Source organism: Streptococcus pacificus (assembly GCF_016481305.1).
Classification (GTDB): domain Bacteria; phylum Bacillota; class Bacilli; order Lactobacillales; family Streptococcaceae; genus Streptococcus; species Streptococcus pacificus.
On sequence record NZ_JAENBO010000008.1, the window covers coordinates 1 to 24648 of the forward strand.

General features: G+C 36.7%; 35 protein-coding genes. 2 read left to right on the forward strand and 33 right to left on the reverse strand.

The genetic code is table 11. The features are described from left to right. Positions 1-498 precede the first annotated feature (498 nt). From rplQ to rpsJ, 29 genes are all read right to left on the reverse strand, one after another. The gene (gene rplQ, locus JHK62_RS07445) at positions 499-885 is read right to left on the reverse strand and encodes a 50S ribosomal protein L17 (RefSeq protein WP_199576140.1); all 387 of its coding nucleotides are present in this window, start codon (positions 883-885) and stop codon (positions 499-501) included. A 14-nt stretch (positions 886-899) separates the two neighbouring features. Further along, the gene (locus tag JHK62_RS07450; protein ID WP_199576141.1) at positions 900-1838 is read right to left on the reverse strand and encodes a DNA-directed RNA polymerase subunit alpha; all 939 of its coding nucleotides are present in this window, start codon (positions 1836-1838) and stop codon (positions 900-902) included. A 51-nt stretch (positions 1839-1889) separates the two neighbouring features. Further along, positions 1890-2273, reverse strand: a complete 384-nt coding sequence (rpsK, locus tag JHK62_RS07455; RefSeq protein WP_199568284.1) for a 30S ribosomal protein S11 — start codon at positions 2271-2273, stop codon at positions 1890-1892. A gap of 24 nt (positions 2274-2297) precedes the next feature. Then, positions 2298-2663 (reverse strand): 30S ribosomal protein S13, encoded by a 366-nt coding sequence (gene rpsM, locus JHK62_RS07460; RefSeq protein ID WP_199568283.1) that lies wholly within the window; start codon positions 2661-2663, stop codon positions 2298-2300. Positions 2664-2683: 20 nt separating this feature from the next. After that, positions 2684-2800 (reverse strand): 50S ribosomal protein L36, encoded by a 117-nt coding sequence (gene rpmJ, locus JHK62_RS07465; RefSeq protein ID WP_000868345.1) that lies wholly within the window; start codon positions 2798-2800, stop codon positions 2684-2686. A 24-nt stretch (positions 2801-2824) separates the two neighbouring features. Continuing rightward, positions 2825-3043, reverse strand: coding sequence for a translation initiation factor IF-1 (gene infA / locus JHK62_RS07470; RefSeq protein WP_001040189.1), 219 nt, complete (start codon positions 3041-3043; stop codon positions 2825-2827). A gap of 118 nt (positions 3044-3161) precedes the next feature. Further along, positions 3162-3800: an adenylate kinase gene (locus JHK62_RS07475; protein ID WP_199576142.1), complete on the reverse strand. Its 639-nt coding sequence runs from the start codon at positions 3798-3800 to the stop codon at positions 3162-3164. Between the two features lie 76 nt (positions 3801-3876). After that, positions 3877-5184 carry a preprotein translocase subunit SecY gene (gene secY, locus JHK62_RS07480; protein ID WP_199576143.1) on the reverse strand — a complete coding sequence of 436 codons (1308 nt, stop codon included), beginning with the start codon at positions 5182-5184 and terminating at the stop codon, positions 3877-3879. Between the two features lie 16 nt (positions 5185-5200). Continuing rightward, complete coding sequence (rplO, locus tag JHK62_RS07485) at positions 5201-5641, reverse strand: 50S ribosomal protein L15 (protein WP_199576144.1); 441 nt, start codon at positions 5639-5641, stop codon at positions 5201-5203. Positions 5642-5764: 123 nt separating this feature from the next. Continuing rightward, entirely contained in the window at positions 5765-5947 is a 183-nt protein-coding gene (gene rpmD, locus JHK62_RS07490; RefSeq protein ID WP_199576145.1) for a 50S ribosomal protein L30, read from the reverse strand. 13 nt (positions 5948-5960) lie between these two features. After that, on the reverse strand, positions 5961-6455 hold the full coding sequence (rpsE, locus tag JHK62_RS07495; RefSeq protein WP_199576146.1) for a 30S ribosomal protein S5: 495 nt from the start codon (positions 6453-6455) through the stop codon (positions 5961-5963). Between the two features lie 18 nt (positions 6456-6473). Continuing rightward, on the reverse strand, positions 6474-6830 hold the full coding sequence (gene rplR / locus JHK62_RS07500; RefSeq protein WP_199576147.1) for a 50S ribosomal protein L18: 357 nt from the start codon (positions 6828-6830) through the stop codon (positions 6474-6476). Positions 6831-6926: 96 nt separating this feature from the next. Beyond that, on the reverse strand, positions 6927-7463 hold the full coding sequence (gene rplF, locus JHK62_RS07505; RefSeq protein WP_199576148.1) for a 50S ribosomal protein L6: 537 nt from the start codon (positions 7461-7463) through the stop codon (positions 6927-6929). 69 nt (positions 7464-7532) lie between these two features. Continuing rightward, a complete protein-coding gene (gene rpsH / locus JHK62_RS07510) occupies positions 7533-7931 on the reverse strand; it encodes a 30S ribosomal protein S8 (protein ID WP_199576149.1) in 399 nt (132 codons plus the stop codon). Between the two features lie 66 nt (positions 7932-7997). Next, positions 7998-8183 (reverse strand): type Z 30S ribosomal protein S14, encoded by a 186-nt coding sequence (locus JHK62_RS07515; RefSeq protein WP_001085699.1) that lies wholly within the window; start codon positions 8181-8183, stop codon positions 7998-8000. Positions 8184-8200: 17 nt separating this feature from the next. After that, positions 8201-8743 carry a 50S ribosomal protein L5 gene (gene rplE / locus JHK62_RS07520; RefSeq protein ID WP_018369830.1) on the reverse strand — a complete coding sequence of 181 codons (543 nt, stop codon included), beginning with the start codon at positions 8741-8743 and terminating at the stop codon, positions 8201-8203. 23 nt (positions 8744-8766) lie between these two features. Beyond that, positions 8767-9072, reverse strand: coding sequence for a 50S ribosomal protein L24 (gene rplX / locus JHK62_RS07525; RefSeq protein ID WP_199576150.1), 306 nt, complete (start codon positions 9070-9072; stop codon positions 8767-8769). A 74-nt stretch (positions 9073-9146) separates the two neighbouring features. Beyond that, entirely contained in the window at positions 9147-9515 is a 369-nt protein-coding gene (gene rplN / locus JHK62_RS07530; protein WP_199568274.1) for a 50S ribosomal protein L14, read from the reverse strand. Positions 9516-9539: 24 nt separating this feature from the next. Next, positions 9540-9800, reverse strand: a complete 261-nt coding sequence (rpsQ, locus tag JHK62_RS07535) for a 30S ribosomal protein S17 (protein ID WP_018369827.1) — start codon at positions 9798-9800, stop codon at positions 9540-9542. Positions 9801-9827: 27 nt separating this feature from the next. Further along, a complete protein-coding gene (gene rpmC, locus JHK62_RS07540; RefSeq protein WP_199568273.1) occupies positions 9828-10034 on the reverse strand; it encodes a 50S ribosomal protein L29 in 207 nt (68 codons plus the stop codon). A gap of 9 nt (positions 10035-10043) precedes the next feature. Next, on the reverse strand, positions 10044-10457 hold the full coding sequence (gene rplP, locus JHK62_RS07545) for a 50S ribosomal protein L16 (RefSeq protein ID WP_199568272.1): 414 nt from the start codon (positions 10455-10457) through the stop codon (positions 10044-10046). 3 nt (positions 10458-10460) lie between these two features. Further along, positions 10461-11114: a 30S ribosomal protein S3 gene (gene rpsC / locus JHK62_RS07550; RefSeq protein WP_199576151.1), complete on the reverse strand. Its 654-nt coding sequence runs from the start codon at positions 11112-11114 to the stop codon at positions 10461-10463. 12 nt (positions 11115-11126) lie between these two features. Beyond that, positions 11127-11471 carry a 50S ribosomal protein L22 gene (gene rplV, locus JHK62_RS07555; RefSeq protein WP_199568270.1) on the reverse strand — a complete coding sequence of 115 codons (345 nt, stop codon included), beginning with the start codon at positions 11469-11471 and terminating at the stop codon, positions 11127-11129. Positions 11472-11486: 15 nt separating this feature from the next. After that, positions 11487-11768, reverse strand: coding sequence for a 30S ribosomal protein S19 (gene rpsS / locus JHK62_RS07560; RefSeq protein ID WP_000533766.1), 282 nt, complete (start codon positions 11766-11768; stop codon positions 11487-11489). Between the two features lie 83 nt (positions 11769-11851). Next, positions 11852-12685: a 50S ribosomal protein L2 gene (rplB, locus tag JHK62_RS07565; RefSeq protein WP_199576152.1), complete on the reverse strand. Its 834-nt coding sequence runs from the start codon at positions 12683-12685 to the stop codon at positions 11852-11854. A 17-nt stretch (positions 12686-12702) separates the two neighbouring features. Next, positions 12703-12999 (reverse strand): 50S ribosomal protein L23, encoded by a 297-nt coding sequence (locus JHK62_RS07570; RefSeq protein WP_199568268.1) that lies wholly within the window; start codon positions 12997-12999, stop codon positions 12703-12705. After that, a complete protein-coding gene (gene rplD / locus JHK62_RS07575; RefSeq protein ID WP_199576153.1) occupies positions 12999-13622 on the reverse strand; it encodes a 50S ribosomal protein L4 in 624 nt (207 codons plus the stop codon). The genes JHK62_RS07570 and rplD overlap by 1 nt, the downstream gene beginning before the upstream one ends. 25 nt (positions 13623-13647) lie before the next feature. Continuing rightward, positions 13648-14274, reverse strand: a complete 627-nt coding sequence (rplC, locus tag JHK62_RS07580; RefSeq protein ID WP_199576154.1) for a 50S ribosomal protein L3 — start codon at positions 14272-14274, stop codon at positions 13648-13650. Between the two features lie 75 nt (positions 14275-14349). Further along, positions 14350-14658, reverse strand: a complete 309-nt coding sequence (rpsJ, locus tag JHK62_RS07585) for a 30S ribosomal protein S10 (RefSeq protein WP_018369818.1) — start codon at positions 14656-14658, stop codon at positions 14350-14352. Between the two features lie 506 nt (positions 14659-15164). On the opposite strand from rpsJ, the gene JHK62_RS07590 reads away from it, so the two are divergent. Then, entirely contained in the window at positions 15165-15701 is a 537-nt protein-coding gene (locus tag JHK62_RS07590; protein ID WP_199576155.1) for a hypothetical protein, read from the forward strand. 5 nt (positions 15702-15706) lie between these two features. Further along, positions 15707-16252, forward strand: coding sequence for a hypothetical protein (locus tag JHK62_RS07595; RefSeq protein ID WP_199576156.1), 546 nt, complete (start codon positions 15707-15709; stop codon positions 16250-16252). Between the two features lie 168 nt (positions 16253-16420). On the opposite strand, the gene JHK62_RS07600 is transcribed toward JHK62_RS07595, so the two are convergent. The 4 genes from JHK62_RS07600 to JHK62_RS07615 all read right to left on the reverse strand — a co-directional run bounded on the left by JHK62_RS07600 (position 16421) and on the right by JHK62_RS07615 (position 24415). Continuing rightward, complete coding sequence (locus tag JHK62_RS07600) at positions 16421-17716, reverse strand: MATE family efflux transporter (protein ID WP_199576157.1); 1296 nt, start codon at positions 17714-17716, stop codon at positions 16421-16423. A 20-nt stretch (positions 17717-17736) separates the two neighbouring features. Continuing rightward, positions 17737-19221 carry a threonine synthase gene (gene thrC, locus JHK62_RS07605; protein ID WP_199576158.1) on the reverse strand — a complete coding sequence of 495 codons (1485 nt, stop codon included), beginning with the start codon at positions 19219-19221 and terminating at the stop codon, positions 17737-17739. Positions 19222-19359: 138 nt separating this feature from the next. After that, positions 19360-21942 carry a bifunctional acetaldehyde-CoA/alcohol dehydrogenase gene (gene adhE / locus JHK62_RS07610; protein WP_199576159.1) on the reverse strand — a complete coding sequence of 861 codons (2583 nt, stop codon included), beginning with the start codon at positions 21940-21942 and terminating at the stop codon, positions 19360-19362. A 436-nt stretch (positions 21943-22378) separates the two neighbouring features. Next, a complete protein-coding gene (locus JHK62_RS07615; protein ID WP_199576160.1) occupies positions 22379-24415 on the reverse strand; it encodes an extracellular solute-binding protein in 2037 nt (678 codons plus the stop codon). Positions 24416-24648: the final 233 nt, after the last annotated feature.

Sequence of the window (24648 nt, forward strand, 5' to 3'; positions counted from 1 at the left end):
GACAGATTTATTGCTTTTTTACTTTTTGACAGGTTACTTTCATAACCCTGCACGTTTGGTTTCTTGTCTTGTTCAGTTTTCAAAGGTCAAGCCTCTTTCGAGACAACTATTATATTCTAGCACCTCAACTTTAATTTGTCAATAACTTTTTCTTAAAAATTATAGTTTTATTTCTACCCGACCAACAGTAATAGCTGAGTCGTCAAAAACAGTGCACTTTTACGATGATTGACATTATAAAAGGTGACACTTAACATTATACTATAAACAAACGATTATTAACACTAAAACAATTATTTAAGTTTAATAAGACGCCTGCTTACGACATTCTTTTATATATTGATAAAAAAATGACGTAAACAAGCGTAAGCGCTATGTAAGAGTATAGCTTTTTTTACAATATGATGAGTGTTACCGCCGAAAAATCGGCGGTAGACCAGAGCTAGACTAAGAATACTATTATTCCATCATCATAACACTCAACAAAATTGATAAAAATTATACTAATTCAATAATTGCCATTGGTGCAGCATCCCCACGGCGTGGTTCAGTTTTAAGAATACGAGTGTATCCTCCATTACGTTCTGCATAACGTGGTGCAATTTCATTGAATAATTTTTGCAAAGCAGAAGTAGATGTATACTTTTCAGTTGATTCATCAAAGTTTTCTGATGCAATTTCGTTGCGAACAAATGCAGCTGCCTGGCGACGAGCGTGTAAATCACCACGTTTACCAAGAGTAATCATTTTTTCAACGGTTTTACGAATTTCTTTTGCACGTGCTTCTGTTGTCACAATAGATTCATTGATGAGAAGATCTGTCGTCAAATCACGAAGCATTGCTTTACGTTGTGAGCTAGTGCGTCCTAGTTTACGGTAAGCCATTTTTTCCTCCTGTTTTATTTATCGTTTTTTAATCCTAGACCAAGTTCAGACAGTTTTAATTTCACTTCTTCCAAACTCTTACGACCAAGATTTCTAACTTTCATCATTTCTGGTTCAGTTTTTTCTGTTAAATCATAGACGGTATTAATACCAGCGCGTTTTAAACAGTTATATGAACGAACAGATAAATCAAGTTCTTCAATGGTACGATCGAATACTTTTTCATTAGATGCTTTTTCTGTTTCTTTCATGACTTCAGTTGTTTTTGCAATTTCGGTTAAGTCAGTGAAAAGGTTTAAGTGTTCAATCAAAACACGAGCCGATAAGCCTAAAGCATCTTCAGGTATAATTGTCCCATTTGTCATAATTTCAATCGTTAATTTATCAAAGCCATCATTACTACCGACACGGGCAGGTTCAACTTGATAGTTAACTTTTTTAACAGGCGTATAGATTGAATCTACTGCCAATGTTCCAACAGGTGCATTTTCTTTTTTATTCTCTTCAGCAGCAACGTAACCTCTGTTAGTTTCAACGGTTAGGCTCGCTCTAAAACTCGCCCCTTCGAGAATAGTAAATAAATAATGATCTGGATTAATAATTTCAATATCACTATCTGTTAAAATGTCTCCTGCGGTAACTTCCATAGGTCCTTGAACATCAAGTTCAATTGTCTTTTCGTCTTCAACGTGAGATTTTACAGCAAGTCCTTTAATATTAAGAATAATTTGCATCACATCTTCACGCACACCAGGAATAGTATCAAATTCATGGAGTACTCCATCAATTTTAATTGATGTTACTGCTGCACCTGGAAGTGAAGATAAAAGAACTCGACGAAGTGAATTACCTAGAGTTGTTCCATAACCACGTTCAAGTGGTTCGATTACAAATCTGCCGTAATCTTTATTTTCATCAATTTTTGTTATTTTTGGTTTTTCAAACTCAATCATGTCGTTACTCCCTTTTAAACGAAAAGTTGTGTACTAAGTTGTTTTTTACGATTATACACGACGACGTTTTGGAGGGCGAGCACCATTGTGTGGTACAGGTGTCACGTCACGAATAGCTGTCACTTCTAGTCCTGCAGCCGCAAGAGCACGAATAGCAGATTCACGACCTGAACCAGGGCCTTTAACAGTTACTTCAACTGTTTTTACGCCATGTTCTTGTGCTGACTTTGCCGCTGCTTCTGCAGCCATTTGTGCAGCAAATGGTGTTGATTTACGAGAACCTTTAAAACCAAGTGCACCAGCTGATGACCATGCAAGAGCATTACCATGCACATCAGTAATCATAACAATTGTATTGTTAAACGTTGCATGAATATGAGCGATACCAGATTCGATATTCTTTTTCACACGACGCTTACGTGTTGGTTTAGCCAATTTCTTTACCTCCTATTTTATTTCTTATTTTTTCTTACCAGCAATCGCAACGGCTTTACCTTTACGAGTACGAGCATTATTTTTTGTGTTTTGTCCACGGACAGGCAATCCACGACGATGGCGGATACCACGATATGATCCAATTTCCATCAAACGTTTGATGTTCAAGTTCACTTCACGACGAAGGTCACCTTCAATTTTGATTTTATCCACTTCACGACGGATAGCATCTTCTTGATCTGATGTTAAATCTTTAACACGAACATCTTCTGAAACACCTGCAGCTTCTAAAACTTTTTTAGAGGTTTGCAAACCAATGCCATAAATGTATGTTAATGAAATGACAACACGTTTATCATTTGGTATATCAACTCCAGCTATACGAGCCATTTTGTCTCCTTTCTATTTTTTTATCCTTGACGTTGTTTGTGTTTTGGATTTGTAGGACAAATTACCATAACACGGCCATTACGGCGAATAACTTTACAGTATTCGCAAATTGGTTTAACCGATGGTCTTACCTTCATTTTTAATCCCTCCAATTATTTCGATTATTTAAAGCGGTATGTGATACGTCCTCTTGTTAAATCATACGGACTCATCTCTACAGTAACTCTATCACCTACTAAAATACGAATATAATTCTTTCGGATTTTTCCTGATACAGTTGCTAGAATTTGATGCCCATTCTCCAATTCAACAGTGAACATTGCATTAGGCATTGTTTCAACAACTTTACCTTCAATTTCAATCACATCTTCTTTTGCCATGCAAAAGCACCCCCTAAATTTCGATTTGATTCCCTCTGAAATAGAGGTAACAGTTATAAGTCAGACTAGCCTATTATATCACGTCTTAAGGTCTTATGCAAGTATGTTTAATCATTTGTTACAAAGATGAAACAACCTCTACGATGTCTTTGAAAACAAGATCAATTTCATTGTTTCCTGCAATATCATAGACAAGATCTTTTTGGCGATAGTGCTCAATAATTGGCGCCCCTTGTTCAATATTAATGTCTAAGCGACGCTTAACAGTTTCTGGCTTGTCATCTTCACGTTGGTAATAATCGTTTTCATCATATCCAGCTGCTGGAGGATTGAACACTTTATGGAAAGTTTCTCCAGTTTCTTTGTGGATAATACGACCACTTAAACGTTCTAACAATAATGATGGATCAACATCAATGTTAATAACTCCATCTAACACCATGTTTAAGTCTGTCAAAATATCATCTAAAGCATTCGCTTGTTCAATTGTTCTTGGGTAACCGTCAAGCAGAAAACCTTTTTCAGAAACATCAGCTTGTGCTAGTCGTTCTTTGACAATGCCATTAGTTACTTCATCAGGAACTAACTCTCCCTTGTCCATATACGATTTAGCCAAGATCCCCATTTTAGTCTGGTTAGCAATAGCTGATCTAAACATATCTCCTGTTGAAATATGAATAATACCAAACTCTTCAACAATTTTAGCTGCTTGTGTCCCTTTTCCGGCACCCGGAAGTCCCATAATTAAAAGATTCATTGTTTTCTCCATCTATTTTGTCATTCACTAGTGACCTATTAAATAAAATAGAAGGTTGACAAAGTCAACCTGTATTTTATTCAGTTATGTTAATGAAACCAACATATTTCTTCTTCAAAAGATAGCCCTCAAGTTGTTTCATGCCTTCAATACCTGTTGAAATGAGGATTAACAAACTTGTTCCTCCTAAAGCAACAGTTGACGAAAGGCCTAAAAGTTGTTGAGCGGCAATTGGTGTTAACGCAACGAACGCTAAGAACAGCGAACCTACTGTAGCCAATTTTTTGAGTAAAGAAGTCATGTAATCTTGAGTCTCACGTCCAGGTCTAACACTTGGTATATAAGACGCCCCTTTTTGTAAGTTCTCCGCTGTTTTTTCAGGATTGACCTGAACAAAAGTATAAAAGAACGAGAATAACACAATCAAGATCGCATAAACAACCATACCAGCTGGGTTTTGGAAGTTTAGCGCTTGACTAAGGGTGTTTAACCAAGGAATATCTTGGTTTCCTGTTTGTAGGAATTGGACCAAGGTTCCTGGAATAGTTGTGATAGAACTCGCAAAAATGACTGGAATCACACCTGCTGGATTAACCTTTAAAGGCAGGTATGAACTAGTTGGTGCTCCTTGAGCTCTTTTGGTATATTGTATCGGAATCTTATACTCTGCTTGTTGTACAAACGTTGTAAAGAAAACAATTGCAAGTACAGCTAAGATAAAGATACTGATAAATATTATAGAGTTCGTCAATTCGCTAGGACGAATATTGACAAAGTAATCTTCGTAGATAGTTGAGATGGACCCGGGGATGGCAGAGATAATCCCTGAAAAGATTATCATTGAAACGCCATTACCAAATCCTTTATCTGAGATTTGTTCTCCCAACCAAGTAACAATTAAGCTTCCTGTCGTTAATATGCATCCAATAAGAATATATGTTTGTGCGTTAGGTGTTTCTACTAAAGCAACCGATGACAGGGCACTAAAGCCCGCAGTGATTCCCACGGATTGAAAGAAAGCAAGAAACAAGGAAATATAACGGGTGGCTTGATTTAATTTTCTTCTTCCAACCTCTCCTTGTTTGCCCCATTCAACAAACTTAGGTAAAATATCCATTTGAAGCAACTGCACCACAATCGAAGCGGTAATATAAGGACTCACTCCAAGTGCAAACACAGAAAAGTTTCTCATGGCATTACCACTCACAAGATTAAGCATATTTAAGAAAGGTAAATCGCTCAACTGTTCAAGGCTTTTAGCGTTAATTCCTGGTACTGTAATATGAGTACCAACTCGGAAAACAAAGATAATAAAGATAGTAAAAAGAATTTTTTTCCTAACATTTTTTATCTTTAAAGCATCTTTCAGTAATTTAAAAAACATAATGAGCTACCTCTCATTAGATGACTTCAACAGAACCACCTTTAGCAACAATCGCAGCTTCAGCACTCTTAGAAAACTTAGAGGCTTTAACTGTCAATTTTTTAGTTAATTCGCCATTACCAAGAATTTTAATTCCTGATTTTTCAGCTTTTACAAGCCCTGATTCAACTAGAACCACTGGTGTTACTTCTGTACCATCTTCAAAAACATTCAATTGGTCAAGATTAACTAACGCATACTCTTTTGAATTAATGTTAGTAAATCCACGTTTTGGCATACGACGGAACAATGGTGTTTGTCCACCTTCAAAACCTAAACGCACTTTACCACCACTACGAGCTTTTTGACCTTTTTGACCACGTCCAGATGTTTTACCATTACCAGATGATGAACCACGTCCAACGCGGTTACGGACTTTACGAGAACCTTCAGCAGGTTTCAATTCATGAATTTTCATTTTTTCTCCTTTTTGTAAAATGCTAACGCCTTTGTAGAAATAAGGTTCTCTCTACAAAAACTCGCCTATACTTTAATTCAGTTCAAGACACTATGAAAAATCAAAGTGTCTTGGTTACTATTTTTAGTTTGCTTCTTCTACAGTGACTAAATGAGATACTGCGTTGACCATACCGCGAATAGCAGGTGTGTCTTCTTTAACAACAGAACTATTTAGTTTGCTAAGTCCAAGAGCAACAACTGTTTTACGTTGTGCTGGAAGGCGTCCGATTGGAGACTTAGTCAAAGTAATTTTAATTTGAGCCATGATATCTCCTTTCTTATCCTAACTCTGATACAGGAAGACCACGAAGCGCGGCAACCTCTTCAGCGCGTTTTAATTGTTTTAATCCTTCAACAGTTGCACGAACAATGTTGATAGGAGTATTAGAACCTAATGATTTAGAAGTAACGTCAGCAACTCCAGCCAACTCGACAACGGCACGAACCGCACCACCTGCAGCCACACCGGCACCTTCAATAGCTGGTTTTAACAATACACGAGCGCCACTGTAATTAGAGCGAACCTCATGTGGAATTGTTGTGCCAACCATTGGTACTTCAATCATATTTTTCTTAGCAGCTTCTACTGCTTTACGAATAGCTTCAGGCACTTCTTGGGCTTTCCCTGTACCAAAACCTACGTGACCATTACGATCACCGACAACTACTAGAGCAGCAAAGCGAAGACGACGTCCACCTTTTACAACTTTTGTAACACGGTTAATTGCAACAACGCGTTCTTCAAGTTCTACTGCATTATCTTTAAATGCCATTATTAAGTGTCCTCCCTATTAGAATTTCAATCCGTTTTCACGAGCTGCATCAGCTAAAGCTTTAACACGGCCGTGATAGAGATATCCACCGCGGTCAAACACCACTTCAGAAATACCTTTAGCTACTGCGCGTTCAGCAATCAGTTTACCAACAACAACGGCTTGTTCAGTTTTAGTTCCTTTTGAAACGTCTTTATCAAGAGTTGAAGCGCTTGCGAGCGTGACACCCGCTACGTCATCAATCAATTGAGCGTAGATGCCTGTATTAGAACGAAATACGTTCAAACGTGGGCGATCCGCAGTTCCAGAAACTTTACCGCGTACGCGACGACGGCGTTTTTGGCGGATTTTATTTTTATCTGGTTTCGAAATCACAATTTTCACCTCTTATTTTTTTATGATAGAAAACAGTAATCATAATCAGGTGGCAAGACCTTTGTAAACCAATGTTTACAAAGATACCACACCTCATTATTTACCTGTTTTACCTTCTTTAAGTCGAACAAATTCTCCAACGTAACGAATCCCTTTACCTTTATAAGGTTCTGGTGTACGAAGGCTACGGATGTAAGCCGCAGTTTGTCCAACAACTTCTTTGTTAATTCCACTAACAAGAATTGATGTTGCTGAAGGAACTTCAAATGTAATACCTTCTGGAGCAACAACCTCATCTTGGTGAGATTTACCAACTGAAAGAACTAATTTATTCCCTTGAAGTTGAGCACGATAACCGACACCACGCATCTCAAGAGCTTTTTTAAATCCTTCTGAAACACCGACAACCATATTATTTAGGTTAGCGCGAGTAGTTCCATGGATAGTTTTCATTTCTTTTGAGTCATTTGGACGATGAAGTGACACTTCACTGCCATCAATCTTAATTTCAATGTTTTTGTTGAACTCACGAGTAAGTTCGCCTTTTGGGCCTTTGACAGTTACAACATTATCTTTGTTGGTGATTTCAACACCAGCAGGTAATGTAATAACTTTATTACCAATACGTGACATATTTATTTTCTCCTGTTAGATTGTCAAGTCATAAGATGACTAGTTTTCACGGGGTAGTAAGATTAATTCTTACCAAACGTATGCAAGCACTTCTCCACCAACATTTTTTTGGCGTGCTTCTTTGTCAGTCAAAAGACCTTCTGAAGTAGAGATGATTGCAATTCCAAGTCCATTAAGAACTTTTGGAACATCTTCACGTTTTGTGTAAACACGAAGACCAGGTTTTGAAATACGTTTTAAGTTAGTGATAACACGTTCACCATTTTGTCCATATTTAAGGAACACACGGATCACGCCTTGTTTGTCATCTTCAATATATTCAACGTTTTTTACAAAACCTTCACGTTTTAGGATTTCAGCAATCCCTTTTTTAATGTTTGATGCAGGCACTTCAAGAACACTATGTTTTGCTTGATTAGCATTACGAATACGTGTTAAAAAGTCTGCAATAGGGTCAGTCATAACCATTTTTTATTCTCCTCTTACTAGTAGTTTGAATACTCACTTGCTAGTTAATGTTAAATTAAGTTCAGATTACCAAGATGCTTTAGTAACACCTGGAATTTGTCCTTTGTATGCTAACTCACGGAAGCAAACACGGCAAAGTTTAAATTTGCGGTATACCGAATGTGGACGACCACATCTTTCGCAACGAGTGTAAGCTTGCGTTGAGAACTTAGCAGGGCGTTTGTTCTTAGCAATCATTGATTTTTTAGCCATAATATTTACCTCCTATGTTATTTCGCAAAAGGCATTCCTAAGCCTTTAAGCAATTCACGTGATTCTTCATCTGTATTTGCTGTTGTTACAATAACAATATCTAAACCACGAACTTTATCAACATCATCAAAATTAATTTCTGGGAAAATCAATTGTTCTTTAACACCAAGTGTGTAGTTCCCACGTCCATCAAATGATTTCGTTGGAACACCGTGGAAGTCACGGACACGAGGTAGTGATACTGATACTAATTTATCTAAAAACTCATACATGCGTTCACCACGAAGAGTTACTTTAGCACCGATAGCAACACCCTCACGAAGACGGAAGCCGGCGATTGATTTTTTAGCTTTAGTGATAAGTGGTTTTTGTCCTGAGATAAGTGCTAATTCAGCTGCAGCTTTTTCTAAGTTTTTAGCATTTGAAACTGCATCTCCAACACCCATGTTAAGAACAATTTTCTCAACTTTTGGTACAGCCATAACTGATGAATAGTTAAATTTTTCAGTTAATGCTGGGATAACTTCTTTAAGATATTTTTCTTTTAAGCGATTTGCCATTATACTTCTCCTTTCCTTCGTGATTAATCAAGCACTTCGCCTGATTTTTTGTTGTAACGAACTTTTTTGCCGTCAATAACTTTGTAGCCAACTCGTCCAGCCACACCATTTTTATCTAATACTTGAACATTAGAAACATGGATTGGTGCTTCTTTTTCGATAATAGCCCCTTGAGGGTTGTCGTTATTTGGACGTTGATGTTTTTTAACCATTGCAACGCCTTCGACAATAACTTTATTAACTTTTGGTAAGGCAGTAAGAACAACAGCTTCAACACCCTTGTCTTTACCTGCAATAACGCGAACTTTGTCGCCTTTTTTTACAAACATTGAGTTTTTCTCCTTAAAATTTCTTACGCCCTAATGGGCACCCTAGTAAAACTAGGGGACTAGTTTGTTTTTGATTAAAGTACTTCTGGTGCAAGTGACACGATCTTCATGTAGCCACCTTCACGTAATTCACGTGCAACTGGGCCAAAGATACGTGTTCCACGAGGTGTTTTATCATCGCGGATAATAACTGCAGCATTGTCATCGAATTTAATGTATGAACCATCTGGACGACGAGCTCCTGATTTAGTGCGCACAATAACTGCTTTGACAACATCACCTTTTTTAACAGCGCCACCAGGAGTAGCTTGTTTTACAGATGCAACGATAACGTCACCAATGCTTGCGAACTTACGTCCTGAACCACCAAGAACTTTAATGGTCAAGATTTCACGTGCGCCACTGTTATCAGCAACTTTCAAACGAGATTCTTGTTGAATCATTCTAATTTTCTCCTTTCAGGCTTATTAAATAATTATAGCTTCTTCAACTACTTCTACAAGACGAAAACGTTTTGTAGCTGATAGTCGACGAGTTTCCATGATACGAACTTTGTCGCCAGTCTTAGCGATGTTGTTTTCGTCATGTGCTTTGTACTTTTTAGAATAGTTGATACGTTTACCATAGACTGGGTGGTTACGTTTTGTTTCAACTACAACTGTGATTGTTTTATCCATCTTGTCAGACACGACACGTCCAACTAGGGTTTTACGTTGATTACGTTCCATAATTAGAATTTCTCCTTTCCCAATCTATTATTTCATTTCAGATTGCACTGTTTTAACACGTGCAATTTGCTTTTTCACTTCGTGTAAACGGGCAGTTTGATCAAGTTGACCTGCTGCAGCTTGAAAACGAAGATCAAATAATTCTTTTTTGAGTTCGCTTTCTTTTTTAGCAAGTTCTTCTTGAGATAAGCCACGAAGTTCTTTTACAAAATCTTTAATTTCTTGAAGTTTCATGTCTTCTCCTTATTCTGCTTCACGTTTTACGAATTTGCATTTAACTGGTAATTTGTGGCTTGCAAGACGAAGTGCTTCACGAGCGATTTCTTCAGAAACCCCACCTAATTCAAACATCACTTTGCCACGTTTTACTGGAGCTACCCAACCTTCAGGAGCACCTTTACCAGATCCCATACGTACACCGATAGCTTTTGCGGTGTATGATTTATGAGGGAAAATTTTAATCCAAACTTTACCGCCACGTTTCATGTAACGCGTCATAGCGATACGAGCAGCTTCTATTTGACGGTTTGTTACCCAGTGGCTTGTTGTTGCTTGAAGACCATATTCTCCAAATGCTACAGTTTTACCACCTTTTGCTTCACCACGCATTTTCCCACGGAACTCACGACGGTGTTTAACACGTTTAGGTACTAACATTTGTTATTTACCTCCTTTAGTGTTTTTACGAGCTGGAAGCACTTCACCACGATAAATCCAGACTTTAACACCTAATTTACCATAAGTTGTATCTGCTTCTTCCCAAGCATAATCAATATCGGCACGAAGAGTATGAAGTGGAACTGTCCCTTCTGAATATCCTTCACTACGAGCAATATCAGCACCATTTAAACGACCTGATACTTGTGTTTTAATTCCTTTGGCACCAGCACGCATAGTACGTTGAATAGCTTGTTTTTGTGCACGACGGAAAGCGACGCGTTGCTCAAGTTGACGTGCAATCCCTTCACCGACTAGATGAGCATCTAAATCAGGTGATTTAATTTCAATAATGTTGATATGTACTTGTTTACCTGTCAATTTGTTAAGTTTTGCGCGTAAAACATCAACGTTTGAACCACCTTTACCGATAACCATACCTGGTTTAGCAGTGTGTAGTGAAACAATAACCTTGTTAACTGCACGTTCAATCTCAATTGTAGAAACTGAAGCATCAGCTAATTGTTTTTGAATGAATTTACGGATTGCAAGATCTTCATGAAGGTAATCCGCGTATTCTTTTTCAGCATACCATTTCGCATCCCAGTCACGGATGATTCCGACACGCATACCAATTGGATGTACTTTTTGACCCACGATTTTACCTCCTTATTTTTCTGCCACAACTACTGTGATATGAGTAGTGCGTTTGTTGATTGGTGACGCTGATCCTTTTGCACGTGGACGGAAACGTTTCATTGTTGGTCCTTCGTTTGCAAATGTCTCAGAGACAACCAAATTAGCTTTTTCCAAACCAAAGTTGTTTTCTGCGTTAGCGATTGCTGAGTTTAACACTTTTTCAATCACTGTAGCAGCTTTGTTTGGAGTGAATTTCAAGATTGCGATTGCGTCAGCAACGCTTTTCCCACGAATGAGATCAAGAACAAGTCGTGTTTTACGAGGTGAAACACGGACTGTTCGAGCCATTGCTTTAGCTGAAGTAATTTCTGCCATTGTGTCCTCCTCCTATTATTTACGACGTGTTTTCTTGTCGTCTGCTGCGTGACCTTTGTAAGTACGAGTTGGTGCGAATTCACCAAGTTTGTGCCCTACCATGTCTTCTTGAATATATACTGGTACATGCTTGCGTCCATCATAGACAGCAATTGTGTATCCAATGAAACTTGGGAAAATCGTTGAACGACGTGACCAAGTTTTAATAACTTTTTTCTTTTCGTCATTAGCTTGAGCTTCTACTTTTTTCATTAAATGCTCATCGACGAAAGGTCCTTTTTTAAGACTGCGTCCCATTTTTGTTGTTCTCCTTTAAATAGTGTACCACAACGGCTTGTGTCAAATTAAACACTACCGAGCTGGCGGATTAAGCGACTTTATTATTTTTCGTTACGACGACGAATAATAAGTTTATCTGACTTAGCTTTCTTATTACGAGTTTTAAGACCAAGTGCAGGTTTGCCCCATGGTGTAGATGGTGATTTACGACCAACTGGTGCTTTACCTTCACCACCACCGTGTGGGTGGTCGTTAGGGTTCATAACAGAACCACGAACTGTAGGACGAATACCTTTCCATCTGCTACGGCCAGCTTTACCAAGATTTACAAGTCCTTGTTGTTCGTTTCCGACAACACCGATTGTTGCACGGCAAGTTGAAAGAATCATGCGAACTTCACCAGATTGTAAACGAACCAAAGTGTATTTTCCTTCAGTTCCTAATACTTGAGCAGAAGCTCCAGCAGCACGAACTAAGGCACCACCTTTTCCAGGTTTTAACTCGATGTTATGAACAACCGTACCAACAGGAATGTTAGCTAACGGAAGAGCATTTCCTACTTTGATATCTGCATCAGGTCCAGAAACAATACGTTGACCAACTTCAAGTCCTTTTGGAGCAATGATATAGGCTTTCACACCATCTACATAGTGTACAAGCGCAATGTTTGCTGAACGATTTGGATCATATTCGATTGTTTTAACAACTGCCTCAACACCGTCTTTATTACGTTTGAAGTCAACTAAACGGTAGTGACGTTTGTGTCCGCCACCGTGATGACGAACGGTAATACGACCTTTGTTGTTACGGCCTGCTTTTTTCTTTAAAGATACAAGCAATGATTTCTCAGGAGTGTTTGTTGTAATTTCAGCAAAATCCAAAGAAGTCATGTTACGACGGCCATTTGTCGTTGGTTTATAAACTTTAATACCCACGTTAATTCCTCCTTAGATTATTCTGCTTCTGCCGCAAACAACTCAATAGCTTTAGAGTCAGCTGTGAGTGTCACGATTGCTTTTTTAGTTTTGCTTGTGAAGCCTGTGTAGCGACCCACACGTTTTGCTTTAGGTTTAACGTTAACAGTGCTAATGCTAGCTACTTTAACGCCTTCAAACACAGCTTCAACAGCTTGTTTGATTAAAAGTTTGTGAGCACGTGTGTCGACTTCAAATGTGTACTTGCCTTGTTCAAGAGCAAGCATAGATTTTTCAGTAATAACTGGTTTTTTGATTACATCGTACAAATTCATTATGCAAGAACCTCCTCAATTGCAGAGATTGCTTCTTTAGTTACAAGAAGTTTATCGCTATTCACGATATCAAGAACACTTGCAGTTGTTGCTGTTGCAACTTTTACGTTTGGAATATTGCGAGCTGAAAGTGCTGCAAATTTGTTTTCCTCTTCAGTAATAACAAGTACTTTTGAATCGACATTCAACGCCGAAAGAACTTTTGCGAAGTCAGCTGTTTTTGGTGCTGCAAATGAAAGAGCATCTACAGCTACAAATTTTTCTTCAGCTACTTTAGCTGAGTAAACTGATTTCAAAGCAAGACGACGAACTTTTTGCGGAAGTTTGTAGCCATAAGAACGAGGTGTTGGTCCAAAGACGACACCACCACCACGCCATTGTGGTGAACGGATAGAACCTTGACGGGCACGTCCAGTTCCTTTTTGACGCCATGGTTTACGACCGCCACCAGAGACAGCTGAGCGATTTTTAACTGCATGAGTCCCTTGGCGTAGACTAGCACGTTGGCTAATAACAACATCAAAAACAACTGATTCATTTGGCTCAATACCAAAGACAGCGTCATTAAGAACAACTTCGCTAACTTCTTTACCAGCTTGGTCAAATAGTTTTACTTTTGCCATTTTAACTGTTTTCCCCTTTCTTTAATTATTTAGCAGCTTTAACTGCTGATTTGATAGTGATAAGAGATTTCTTAGCACCTGGTACATTACCTTTAACAAGGATAGCGTTCTTTTCTGGGATAACTTGAACAATTTCAAGGTTTTGAATTGTCACACGTTTACCACCCATACGTCCAGCCAAACGTTTGTTTTTGAACACGCGGTTTGGAGCAACAGGTCCCATAGAACCTGGGCGACGATGGTAACGAGAACCATGAGCCATTGGACCTCTAGATTGTCCGTGACGTTTGATAACACCTTGGAAACCTTTACCCTTAGTAGTACCAGTAACATCAACAACATCTCCAGCTGCGAATGTTTCTACAGTAATTTCTGAACCAACTTCTAAGCCTTCAATGTTTTTAAATTCACGAATGAAGCGCTTAGGAGTCGTATTAGCTTTTGCTACGTGACCTTTGGCAGGTTTGTTACTCAATACATCACGTTTGTCATCAAAACCAACTTGAACAGCTTCATAGCCATCAGTTTCAACAGTTTTCACTTGAAGAACAACGTTTGGAGTTGCTTCAATGACAGTAACAGGGATAAATTCACCAGATTCAGTGAAGATTTGAGTCATTCCCACTTTTTTCCCTAAGATTCCTTTTGTCATGAGAAAATATTTCCTTTTCTTTTTTTATAGTGAAAAGTTTTTTACGAGCGCTTTTCATGCTCCTTTGAAATCAAATTAAAGTTTGATTTCGACGTTAACACCACTTGGAAGATCTAACTTCATAAGTGCATCAACAGTTTTTTGCGTTGGGTTCACAATGTCGATAAGACGTTTGTGAGTACGCATTTCAAATTGTTCACGCGAATCTTTGTATTTGTGAGTCGCACGAATAACTGTATAGAGACTACGTTCAGTTGGTAATGGTACAGGACCAGCAACTGTTGCACCTGTGCGTGTCGCAGTTTCTACGATTTTTTCTGCCGCTGTATCAAGTGTACGGTGTTCGTACGCTTTCAAACGGATACGGATTTTTTTATTTGCCATCTTTTCTCCTCTCGTCTATTTAAGATAATAGGCTAGCTCCACAAGAAAACCGACAGGTGGTTGCGTGGCAATGCAACCAAGCGTGTCGCAACCTCTTGCATCAAAGCTAAGGCTGTTTTTTTACAGCACTAGAATATAATAACAAATTAACGATGTGATTGCAAGGGGTTTAGCAATAAAAATTGAATCTTCTTTTGGTAAATAAGAGACTCGTCAAAAATAAAACTTATTTTAAAAATTAATACTTCCTTATTTTGTTCATTATAATAGTAGAAAGATAACACCAATGCTCTTTTTGTTTTAAACAAGATTATAAGAAACAAATCCGCTTCTATTTTTCCAGTTGATTCTATCTATTTAAAATCTGTTGAAGTGGAAATTAAGCCAATCTGCCATCTTGCTTACAACTCTTCAATGAAATGATATAATACTTAAATAACGATGTTTTCATTTAAATAGAATTGACTGACATTAAGAAAAACAAAGCAATAAAGAATGAGGAAAAAGTGTTACTAGACAAAACAAAGTTACCCCTAGTTAGAAACAAAAATTCTTTTATTTATGTAGATCTAACAGACGACCAATTTTATGAAATGACTGAGCCTCAAAATATTATTTCAGAAAATAAGTATCTATTAATTGTTTATATTGCTGGTGGTAGTCTCATCAAACAACTTGATCAATTCTATCTTCCAATATCTCATTTTCAATTTAATTTGATATTATTGTTATTCTTTTTATTTCTAATAAGCATGTACTCTAGAAAACAACTAACAATTTGGGCTAAAAAATTATCAGCCACACCTTTAACAGTTTCGTTAGCACGTAAAAAGAAAATAATGGCAGAGGCCAAAAAAGATGTAAGGATTAATCAGTATATCTTTTTGACATTAATTGCTTTATGGGCACTATCTGTTTTCTTATTTTTGTTTTTCTCGATGACTTTGTTCTTCATCAGCAGTCTAGTATTCTGGTATGTACTAAACTTACTTCGTCCCACCCTTAAATTAAAAGAAAGAAAACACTATTTAGCTCTTAGGTAAAAACGATGAAAAAAACATTAATTGCTTTAGGAACATTTAAACAAGATGATATTTTTTACGATACTGACTTAAAAAAGATTTTTTCAAGTCCAACTAATCCTAAAAAATCAAGAGGATATTCAATCAATGTATTAGCAACCTTGATATCTCTACCAATTATAAATTGGTTAAACAAGCACTTTGTTTCTTTTCAAATAATTGGAAATGTTGTCGTCATCCTTATCTTTTGTCTGATAGCATTGTACTTTTCAAAACAATATGTCATAAAACTATATGACAATATAGAAGTAAGAGAGCATTTTTTCTCCTCTTTGGAGTATAAGGAATTTTTAACTCAGGGAACCAAGAATTCTAAAATTGTTGTTATCCTGTGGTGGTGCCTCATCGTTCTCTCGGCATTTCTACTCTTGCTTTTTATCGTAACAGCTATATTTACATTTTTATTCCTCGGAGTTATGTTGTTCTTTGCCACTTCTCTACTGACTTATTCAAACGTTATTGAGCGTTACAAAATTATAAAACAATTAAATAAAGAGCTGACTAATGCCTAAGCTGTCAATTTAGCTATTGGTAGGCAATAAACCAATTATTGATAGCATTTGTTTAAACGAAAGTGATCACTAGATAATCTTTCTATAAATGTCGTCTCAATTTCTTGCTATCCTTAAATACCCTCTTCTTTTAAAAGAAGAGGGTATTTTTTGTGTTAAGAACTCTAGTTAGTATGTAGCACTTTGTTTCTTATTAAAGTTATTTTTGTAAACAATCCATAAAAACAGGCCTCGAAAGAGATTGTCTAAAACGGTTGCTAACCAAACACCAGATAGACCCATTTTTAAAACAATGCTCAAGAGATAGGCAAAACCAATGCGGATAACCCACATCCCAATACTCGTAGCGTAAAAAGGGATTTTTGAGCGTCCCAACCCCTGCCAAACTGCTGTCATAATGAGGGTTGCAGAAGTTGCCGGACTGCCAATTAATGAATAGAAAATTACAATTAAACTGGCTGAAATAGCGACTTGATCACTAGTAAACATCAGCGATAAGTGGCGACCAAACAAAAAGACTAAGACGCTTAGACAAAGCATCACAGCTGTCGAAAGGAGATAAGACTCCTTTACAATCCGATTGATCGCTTTTTGATTGTTTTGACCTAAATGATCGGCGACTAGAATAATAGTTGCAGTAGCAACGGCAGCTCCCGGCATATAATTGAACTGGGTTAGGGTTTCTCCTATGGCATTGCCTGCCACCGCCTTAGTCCCTAATTGAACAATAATCGCTATAATGACCACATCACCCAATCTCATCATCAAGCGCTCAGCTGTTGCTGGTAAAGCAAGAGACAACAAGGATTTGTTCTTATGCCATTTAAACTGAAACTCTTGTTTTAATGCTCCCAATTGCTGCCATAAGACTAAGCTGCCAATGATGCGTGCCAACACTGTTGCACTAGCAACACCGATAATGCCTAGGTGAAAAACGTAGATAGCAATAACAGAAAAAACGACGTTTAAAAAATTAACAAATAAGGTTACATAAAGAGACACTTTGGGACGATTGTCAGCTCTTAGAACACTTGAAAAAACAATCATCAACCCTAAAAAGAGGCTCCCACCACCAACAATAGACAGATAAGTGGCTCCCGCTTGACTAACACTCAAAGAGGTTCCTAAAGCCAAAAGAGCACGCCTACCGCCAACAATAGAAAACAGCGCCAAAACCAGGCTTAAAAGACCTGTCAACATGACCGTATCTCGAATCAAGCGTTGACTTTCCTCACGATTCTTTTTCCCCAGACTTCTGGCAACAAGACTAGCAGCGCTAGAGCCAAAAGCAATAAAAATGGCTTGGTAAATACTAATAATATTATTTGCTACTGAGACACCAGAAACAGCTATTAAGCCGATTTGAGCAATCAGATAACTATCCACAAAGCCCATCGTCATTTGTAATATGTTTTCCATCATCGCCGGAAGAGCAATAGACAGTATTTTTTTAGTGTGTTGCATAGAGATTAACAGACCTCCAATTAGAGCCCTAGATACCTTTCTACTGTTTCTTTCATGTCTTTGGTTGCAATAGTTGTTTGATGACGGATCGGTTCGTTTTCAATCCCATCGACAGCCTTAGGAATGACCACTTGCGAGCGTTTTTCAAGCTCATTTACGGCAACAAAATCATCCGTTGTTTTCGTTTCTAAAAGAGCGTTGACAACAACTGTGGGAAATTTATACGGACTAGCCGTTGAGATAACAACTGTTTTTGTATTATCATTTGTGCTTTCTTGATAAGCCTTATAAACACTTGAAGCAACCGCTGTGTGAGGATCTTCAACGTAATGGTTTTCCAGATAAACACGCGCAATATCCTGACTCGTTTGCTTTTCATTAGCAAATCCTGCAGCAAAAAGCTCTAAAATAGCCGTGTCTTTGACAGTTAACTGATAACTTCCTATACTCGTTAATTGCTCCATTAAGTCACGCGTTTTTTCTGCGTCATTGCCCACTAAATGAAAAACTAAGCGCTCAAGATTAGATGAAACAAGGATATCCATAGAAGGACTTGAGGTAACTTTAAAGGGTCTATTTTTATCATAAGTGGCTGTCTTAAAGAAATCTGTTAAAACATTGTTTTCATTAGAAGCACAAATCAGTTTCCCAACAGGAACACCAATCTTAGTTGCATAAAATGCTGCTAGGATATTACCAAAATTACCAGTTGGTACAGAGAAATTGATCAATTCTCCATTTTCAATCTCCCCTTTTTTAAGGAGTTGTGCATAAGCATAGACATAGTAAACGATTTGAGGAACTAGGCGTCCAATATTCATCGAGTTGGCTGATGATAATTGCATCCCTTTTTCCAGTAAAGTTGCCCTTAACGTTTTATCGTTGAACATCTCTTTCACACTGGTTTGAGCATCATCAAAGTTCCCATCAATTGCAAGAACGTGTGTGTTTTCTCCTTTTTGGGTGATCATTTGTAGCTCTTGGATACGACTAACACCATTTTTAGGATAAAAAACAATGATTTCTGTTCCAGGAACATCAGCAAATCCTGCCATGGCTGCTTTTCCTGTGTCTCCAGAAGTGGCAGTTAAAATCACAATTTTATGGTCCACTCCTTGTTTTTTAGCAGCAGTTATCATCAAATAAGGTAGAATCGATAAGGCCATGTCTTTAAAGGCAATGGTTGAACCATGAAAAAGCTCCAAATGATATTGGCCATGTAACTTAACAATTGGTGCAATCAACTCAGTATCAAACTTGTCATCGTAGGCATTGTCAACACAATAGGCGATTTCTTCTGGCGTAAAATCATCCAAAAAGGCTGCTAGGATTTTTTTAGCAATGTCTTGGTAGCTTAAGTCTTTTAATTGGTTAAAATCCAAGGTAATGTCTGGAAAATCTGTGGGTGTATAGAGGCCACCATCTGTTGCTAATCCTTTTAAAATAGCTTGGCTTGCTGTTACTGTGTTTTTAGCATCTCTTGTTGATTGGTAAATTAGAGTCATTGCACTCTCCCTTGTTTCTTAAAGTCTTTTTCTTATCATATCATATTTTTAAATGATTTGCTTAGACAATTTTTTTGCAGTACCTGCAATCAAATATATAAAAAAACACCAATCCTCAAAGAGAATTGGTGTTAAGGATTACCCTTCATAATCAAAGGCGATTTCAATAATTTCTTTTAATTCTGAAATTAGTGGTTCTTTTGGATTTGCAGTTGTACATTGGTCTTCATAAGCTTTTTCAGCTAAACGATCAGCATCTGCTTTTAATTGTGTTTTAGTCACTCCTTGTGACTTAAAGTTCATTTTAATACCAACTGATTGGCCAAGTTCATAAACCTTACGAGCAAGTGTTTCTGCTAATTCTGCATCTGACTCACCTTCAAATCCCATGAAGCGAGCGATATCAGCATAGTCTTTTTCAGCACGGAAGTAATCATATTTAGGGAACATGGCATGTTTTTGCGGATCTTTCGCATTGTATCTGATGATATGTGGTAGTAAGATGGCATTGGTGCGACCATGAGGAACGCCCCATTCACCACCAACTTTGTGAGCGATAGAGTGGCAAATTCCTAGGAAAGCATTAGCAAAAGCCATTCCCGCCATAGTTGAAGCGTTATGCATTTTTTCACGCGATTCTTCATCTGGTGTGTTAACTGATTTTTCAAGGTAGTCAAAGACTAATTTGATAGCTTGAAGAGATAAGCCACGTGTGTAATCACTTGCCATCACTGAGACATATGATTCAATCGCATGAGTCAAGACATCCATTCCTGTATCGGCTGTGACACTGGCAGGAACACTCATAACAAGAGCTGGGTCAATGATAGCAACATCTGGTGTCAATGCATAGTCAGCAAGAGGGTATTTAGTGTGGTCATCGCTATCGGTAATAACGGCAAATGGTGTCACTTCTGACCCTGTTCCTGATGTTGTTGGGATACAGATAAAGGTTGTTTTTTCTGCATAAGGAATTTTATAAGTACGTTTACGAATATCTAAGAATTTTTGTTTTGCGCCAAAGAAGCTAACATCTGGGTTTTCAAAGAACATCCACATTGCTTTAGCGGCATCCATCGCAGACCCACCACCTAGAGCGATAATGGTGTCTGGTTGGAACTCGTTAAACATTTCAAGCCCTTTATAGACTGTGTTTGTTGATGGGTTTGGCTCTACTTCTGAGAAGACTTTAACAGATGGATTGTTTTTGTTTAATTGCAATTGTTTTTTCACTAAATCAGCATAGCCAAATTTAACCATTCCTGGATCACAGACAATCATCACTTTTTCTGCTTGGATTTTACGAAGGTACATGATGGAATTTTTTTCAAAGTAAATTTTTGGCGGTAATTTAAACCATTGCATGTTATTACGGCGCTTTGCTAATGTTTTAACGTTAATCAAATCGATTGCCCCCACATTATGTGATACTGAGTTACGTCCATGAGATCCACAACCAAGTGTTAATGATGGAATCATTTCATTGTAGATATTTCCGATACCACCTTCTGCTGATGGTGAGTTAACAAGAACACGGCAAGCTTTCATGCGAAGACCAAAACGAATTTGAAGGTCTTCGTCTTCTGTGTGGATGACTGCCGTATGTCCTAAACCACCAAGATTCAACATTTTATCACATTTTTCTAAGGCATCTTCCACATCAGTTGCTTTGATAAGGGCAAGTACTGGAGACAGTTTTTCAAGAGCCAATGGGTGTTCCATAGTAGCATCTGGGATTTCTGCCAAAATAATTTTAGTGCCTTTTGGTACCTTGATACCGGCTAATTCAGCAATGAATTCTGCTGAATAACCAACAATTTTAGGATTAACAGCTGTTTTTGCTTCATTAAGAACCGCTTTTTCTAATTTTTTAATATCTGCTTTTTTAGAAACAATAAAACAGTTATGCGCTTCAAACTCTGCTTTAACCTCATCATAAACAGAAGCATCCACAATCGCAGCTTGTTCAGAAGCACAGATCATTCCATTATCAAAGGTTTTTGAAACAATCAAATCATTAACAGCACGTTTAATTTTAGCATCTGCCGCAATATAACTTGGCACATTACCAGGCCCTACACCAAGAGCCGGTTTACCACTTGAGTAAGCTGCCTTAACCATGCCTGGGCCACCTGTTGCAAGAATTGTTGCAATTAAAGGATGGTTCATCAAAGCACCTGTTGCTTCAATACTAGGGTGTTCAATCCATTGCACACAATCTTCTGGTGCACCTGCTTCAATAGCCGCATCACGCACAATACGAGCTGCTTCTGCAGAACATTTTTGTGCTGATGGGTGAAAAGCAAAGATGATTGGATTTCTTGTTTTCAAAGCAATCAAGGCTTTAAAAATGGTAGTTGATGTTGGGTTAGTTGTTGGAGTAACCCCGCAAATGACACCAATAGGTTCAGCAATAGAAATCAAGCCAGCTTCTTTATCTTCTGCGATAACACCGACTGTTTTATCATACTTAATCGCATTCCAGATATATTCTGAAGCATACATATTTTTAATTGCTTTATCTTCATAGATGCCTCGACCAGTCTCTTCAACGGCCATTTTTGCTAAAGGCATATGCTTATCTAAGGCTGCCATACTAGCATGGTGAACAATATGATCAACTTGTTCTTGTGTGAAATCTTCCATAGCGTGTAAAGCTTTTGTCGCTTTTTGAGCTAGTTCATCAATCATTGCTTGTGCATCAATAGTTTTAGTTGCCATAAGTTATTTTCCTCCAACATTGTTAAATGTTTCACAATTTTTATGATTTTATTATAGCTTATTTTAAAAAGTTTGTAAATAGTTTCACAATATTTTTTTCAATTTTTTTTGAAAGTTTTTTCTGTTTCTCTGAAAAAAAGATGAAATCCCCTTGATGTATCAGTTTTTTTCGTTATCTCAACTTCACTTGAATCAACAAAAAAACACTTTCTAATTTTTAAAATTAGTAAAGTGTTTGTTAGCCATTTTATTTTGCTTGTTTTCTAGCAATGGTTTCATTTCCTCATTTGTCAAATTAAGCGAAACAGAAAAAAGACATCTATGTTAGACTCAGATAAACAGCCACATTTGTCTGAAAGGTGAGTCAATTTAGATATTTTGGGTAAAAGGAATCCTGCTAAATACAGAATTAAAATATAAATTTGAAACTAAATTTTTATTGATCATTTTTCATTTTCTTAATAAGTTCTTCACCCAACAATTTTTCAAATTGTAAATCAGTTTCAAAATCAAACCATTTTATTCTACTTCCAACACTGAAAGTCTTGTCAAATTGTTCTAACCAAGGGAAATTTTTATTTAAATTAGTATCATTGACAACATATTTTGATGGTAAAAAACCTCCTAGAAGAGCTAAAGCAACAGAAATTTCTTCGCTGAATAACCAATCAATATATTCAAGTGCTTCATTAACCATTTTAGATGACTTCAAAATTCCAATCGCTCCACCTCCTATAACAGGTTGATTTCCTGGTATAGGAGCATAACCAAATGTAAATTCTGTATCAATAGAATCATCGTTGAATAGTGGACTAGCATAATTAGAAAACAGAATTTCCATAAATGTTTCCCCCATTTTTAGACTATTTACAAAGTCTTCCCACCAATCAGAACTACTTTTTTTTGTATAGTTAATACTATTTTGATAATCTAAAAAAACAGTTTCTATAACGCTTAAATTCATATTATTTTTCAAAAGACTTTCTCTCAAGCGAGGAATAAAATCACAAGCAGCAACAATTGGAGATTTTAAGCCTCTACTATGCCCAAAAAGAGTAGGTGACTCATTATTGATATTTTTAGTAAAAAACTCAGACATTTTATCAAATTCAATATAGCTCTGAGGTATTTCTAATGACTTTTTATTTTTTTCAAAATATTGTCGCTGTATCAATGTATTCTCAAAAATATCTTTCCTATATACCAAAATCTGACTACTTATATCCAGTGGAAATGCATATTGACATCCATTAACGTGTGTGTATTCTTTAGAAACTGATTTGGCAATTTTATCATTGATCGTCTCTGTTATACTCTCATTAGAAATGTTTTTAAAAATTAACTCAGCGTAAGTCGGCAACCAAGCCATGTCAACTCTGATGATATCAATATCAACTAATAATTCGGGATTAGATAATAAATCCAATATTTCTTCATATTCTCTCTCGACGATAACTATATCTCTCCCACTCAAAAATTTATATCTATCTGATAATATTGATAAAGCTTGGCTAATTGGAGATTTTAGAGTAAGAATTTTAATTGAGTTAGTGTTTCCTTTTAGAAAACTAAACTTCCTAGACATTGATTCATAGGGTAATAAATTATATAAAGTCTTATTTTCTATCTTTAAAATACAATTTTGTGCTAACTTGCGATAATCTAATTTTAAAGTATAAACACTATCTTGTTGAATAAAATCTGAAGAACCAACGAGATAAAATATCGGTAAATCTTTTTTTCCGAACCATTTAAACATATCTTTTAAACGATTAAGCAGGAATTTATCTGTCAAAAAAATAACATCAAAATTTGTTAATAATTTTAGACTAGGATAAAGTTTCAATACATAGTCATAATCATTAAGATAATAGTGTTTAGAGGAATAGTTTTGGATAATACTTTCACTAACATAACTTGAAAGACTATAATCACCCTCAAAACCAAATGATAAAAAAGTAACAGTATTTATAGTATTCTTATAAAGAAATTCTTTAAAATTCTCTAAAACAGATGAAATTTGAAAGCTCAATTCATTTTTTTCAGGATAAGTGTCAATTTCGTATACTTTAACTGAGTGAAACCTACTTACCTTAAATTTTTTTACAGAGAAACCTAGACAAAAAATGGCATGCGGTAGTTGTCCTAAACAATCATAAAAAACGTGAGATATATTTGACTTACTCCTTATGTTCACTATCTCGATATCAAAACTTGAACTACTTGCCATAATCTCATCCAAAAAATCAGTATATTGATTTCTCATTGTAGATAACACTAAAATATAACACTTATTAGATAACCCTCTCCTTAAAAATTGAGCTTGAGTATTGATACGGTAACCTAATTTTTTAGCTGCTTCTTCAACAAGTTTAATTTTATCCGCTCTAACATTCCCTCTTTTATTTAGAACATTCGAGGCTGTGCCATGTGAAACTCCTGCCTCTTTAGCAATATCATTTATCGTAACCAATATAATTCAACTCCTAAAAACTAGAATAAAACCCTTTATTTATCTTTTAATTTATTATTATTTTGAATATGAAAAGTGTGATGATTATTTTTCAAAAGAATTTAACATTCCCTTAAATATAAAAAATCGATGAACATTTTTCTAATCGATATTTAACTACTATATAATCTGTAGATTTTGTGATTTTTATTTTTTAATATTTCAATTATACCATATAAAAAAAGATAAAGAGA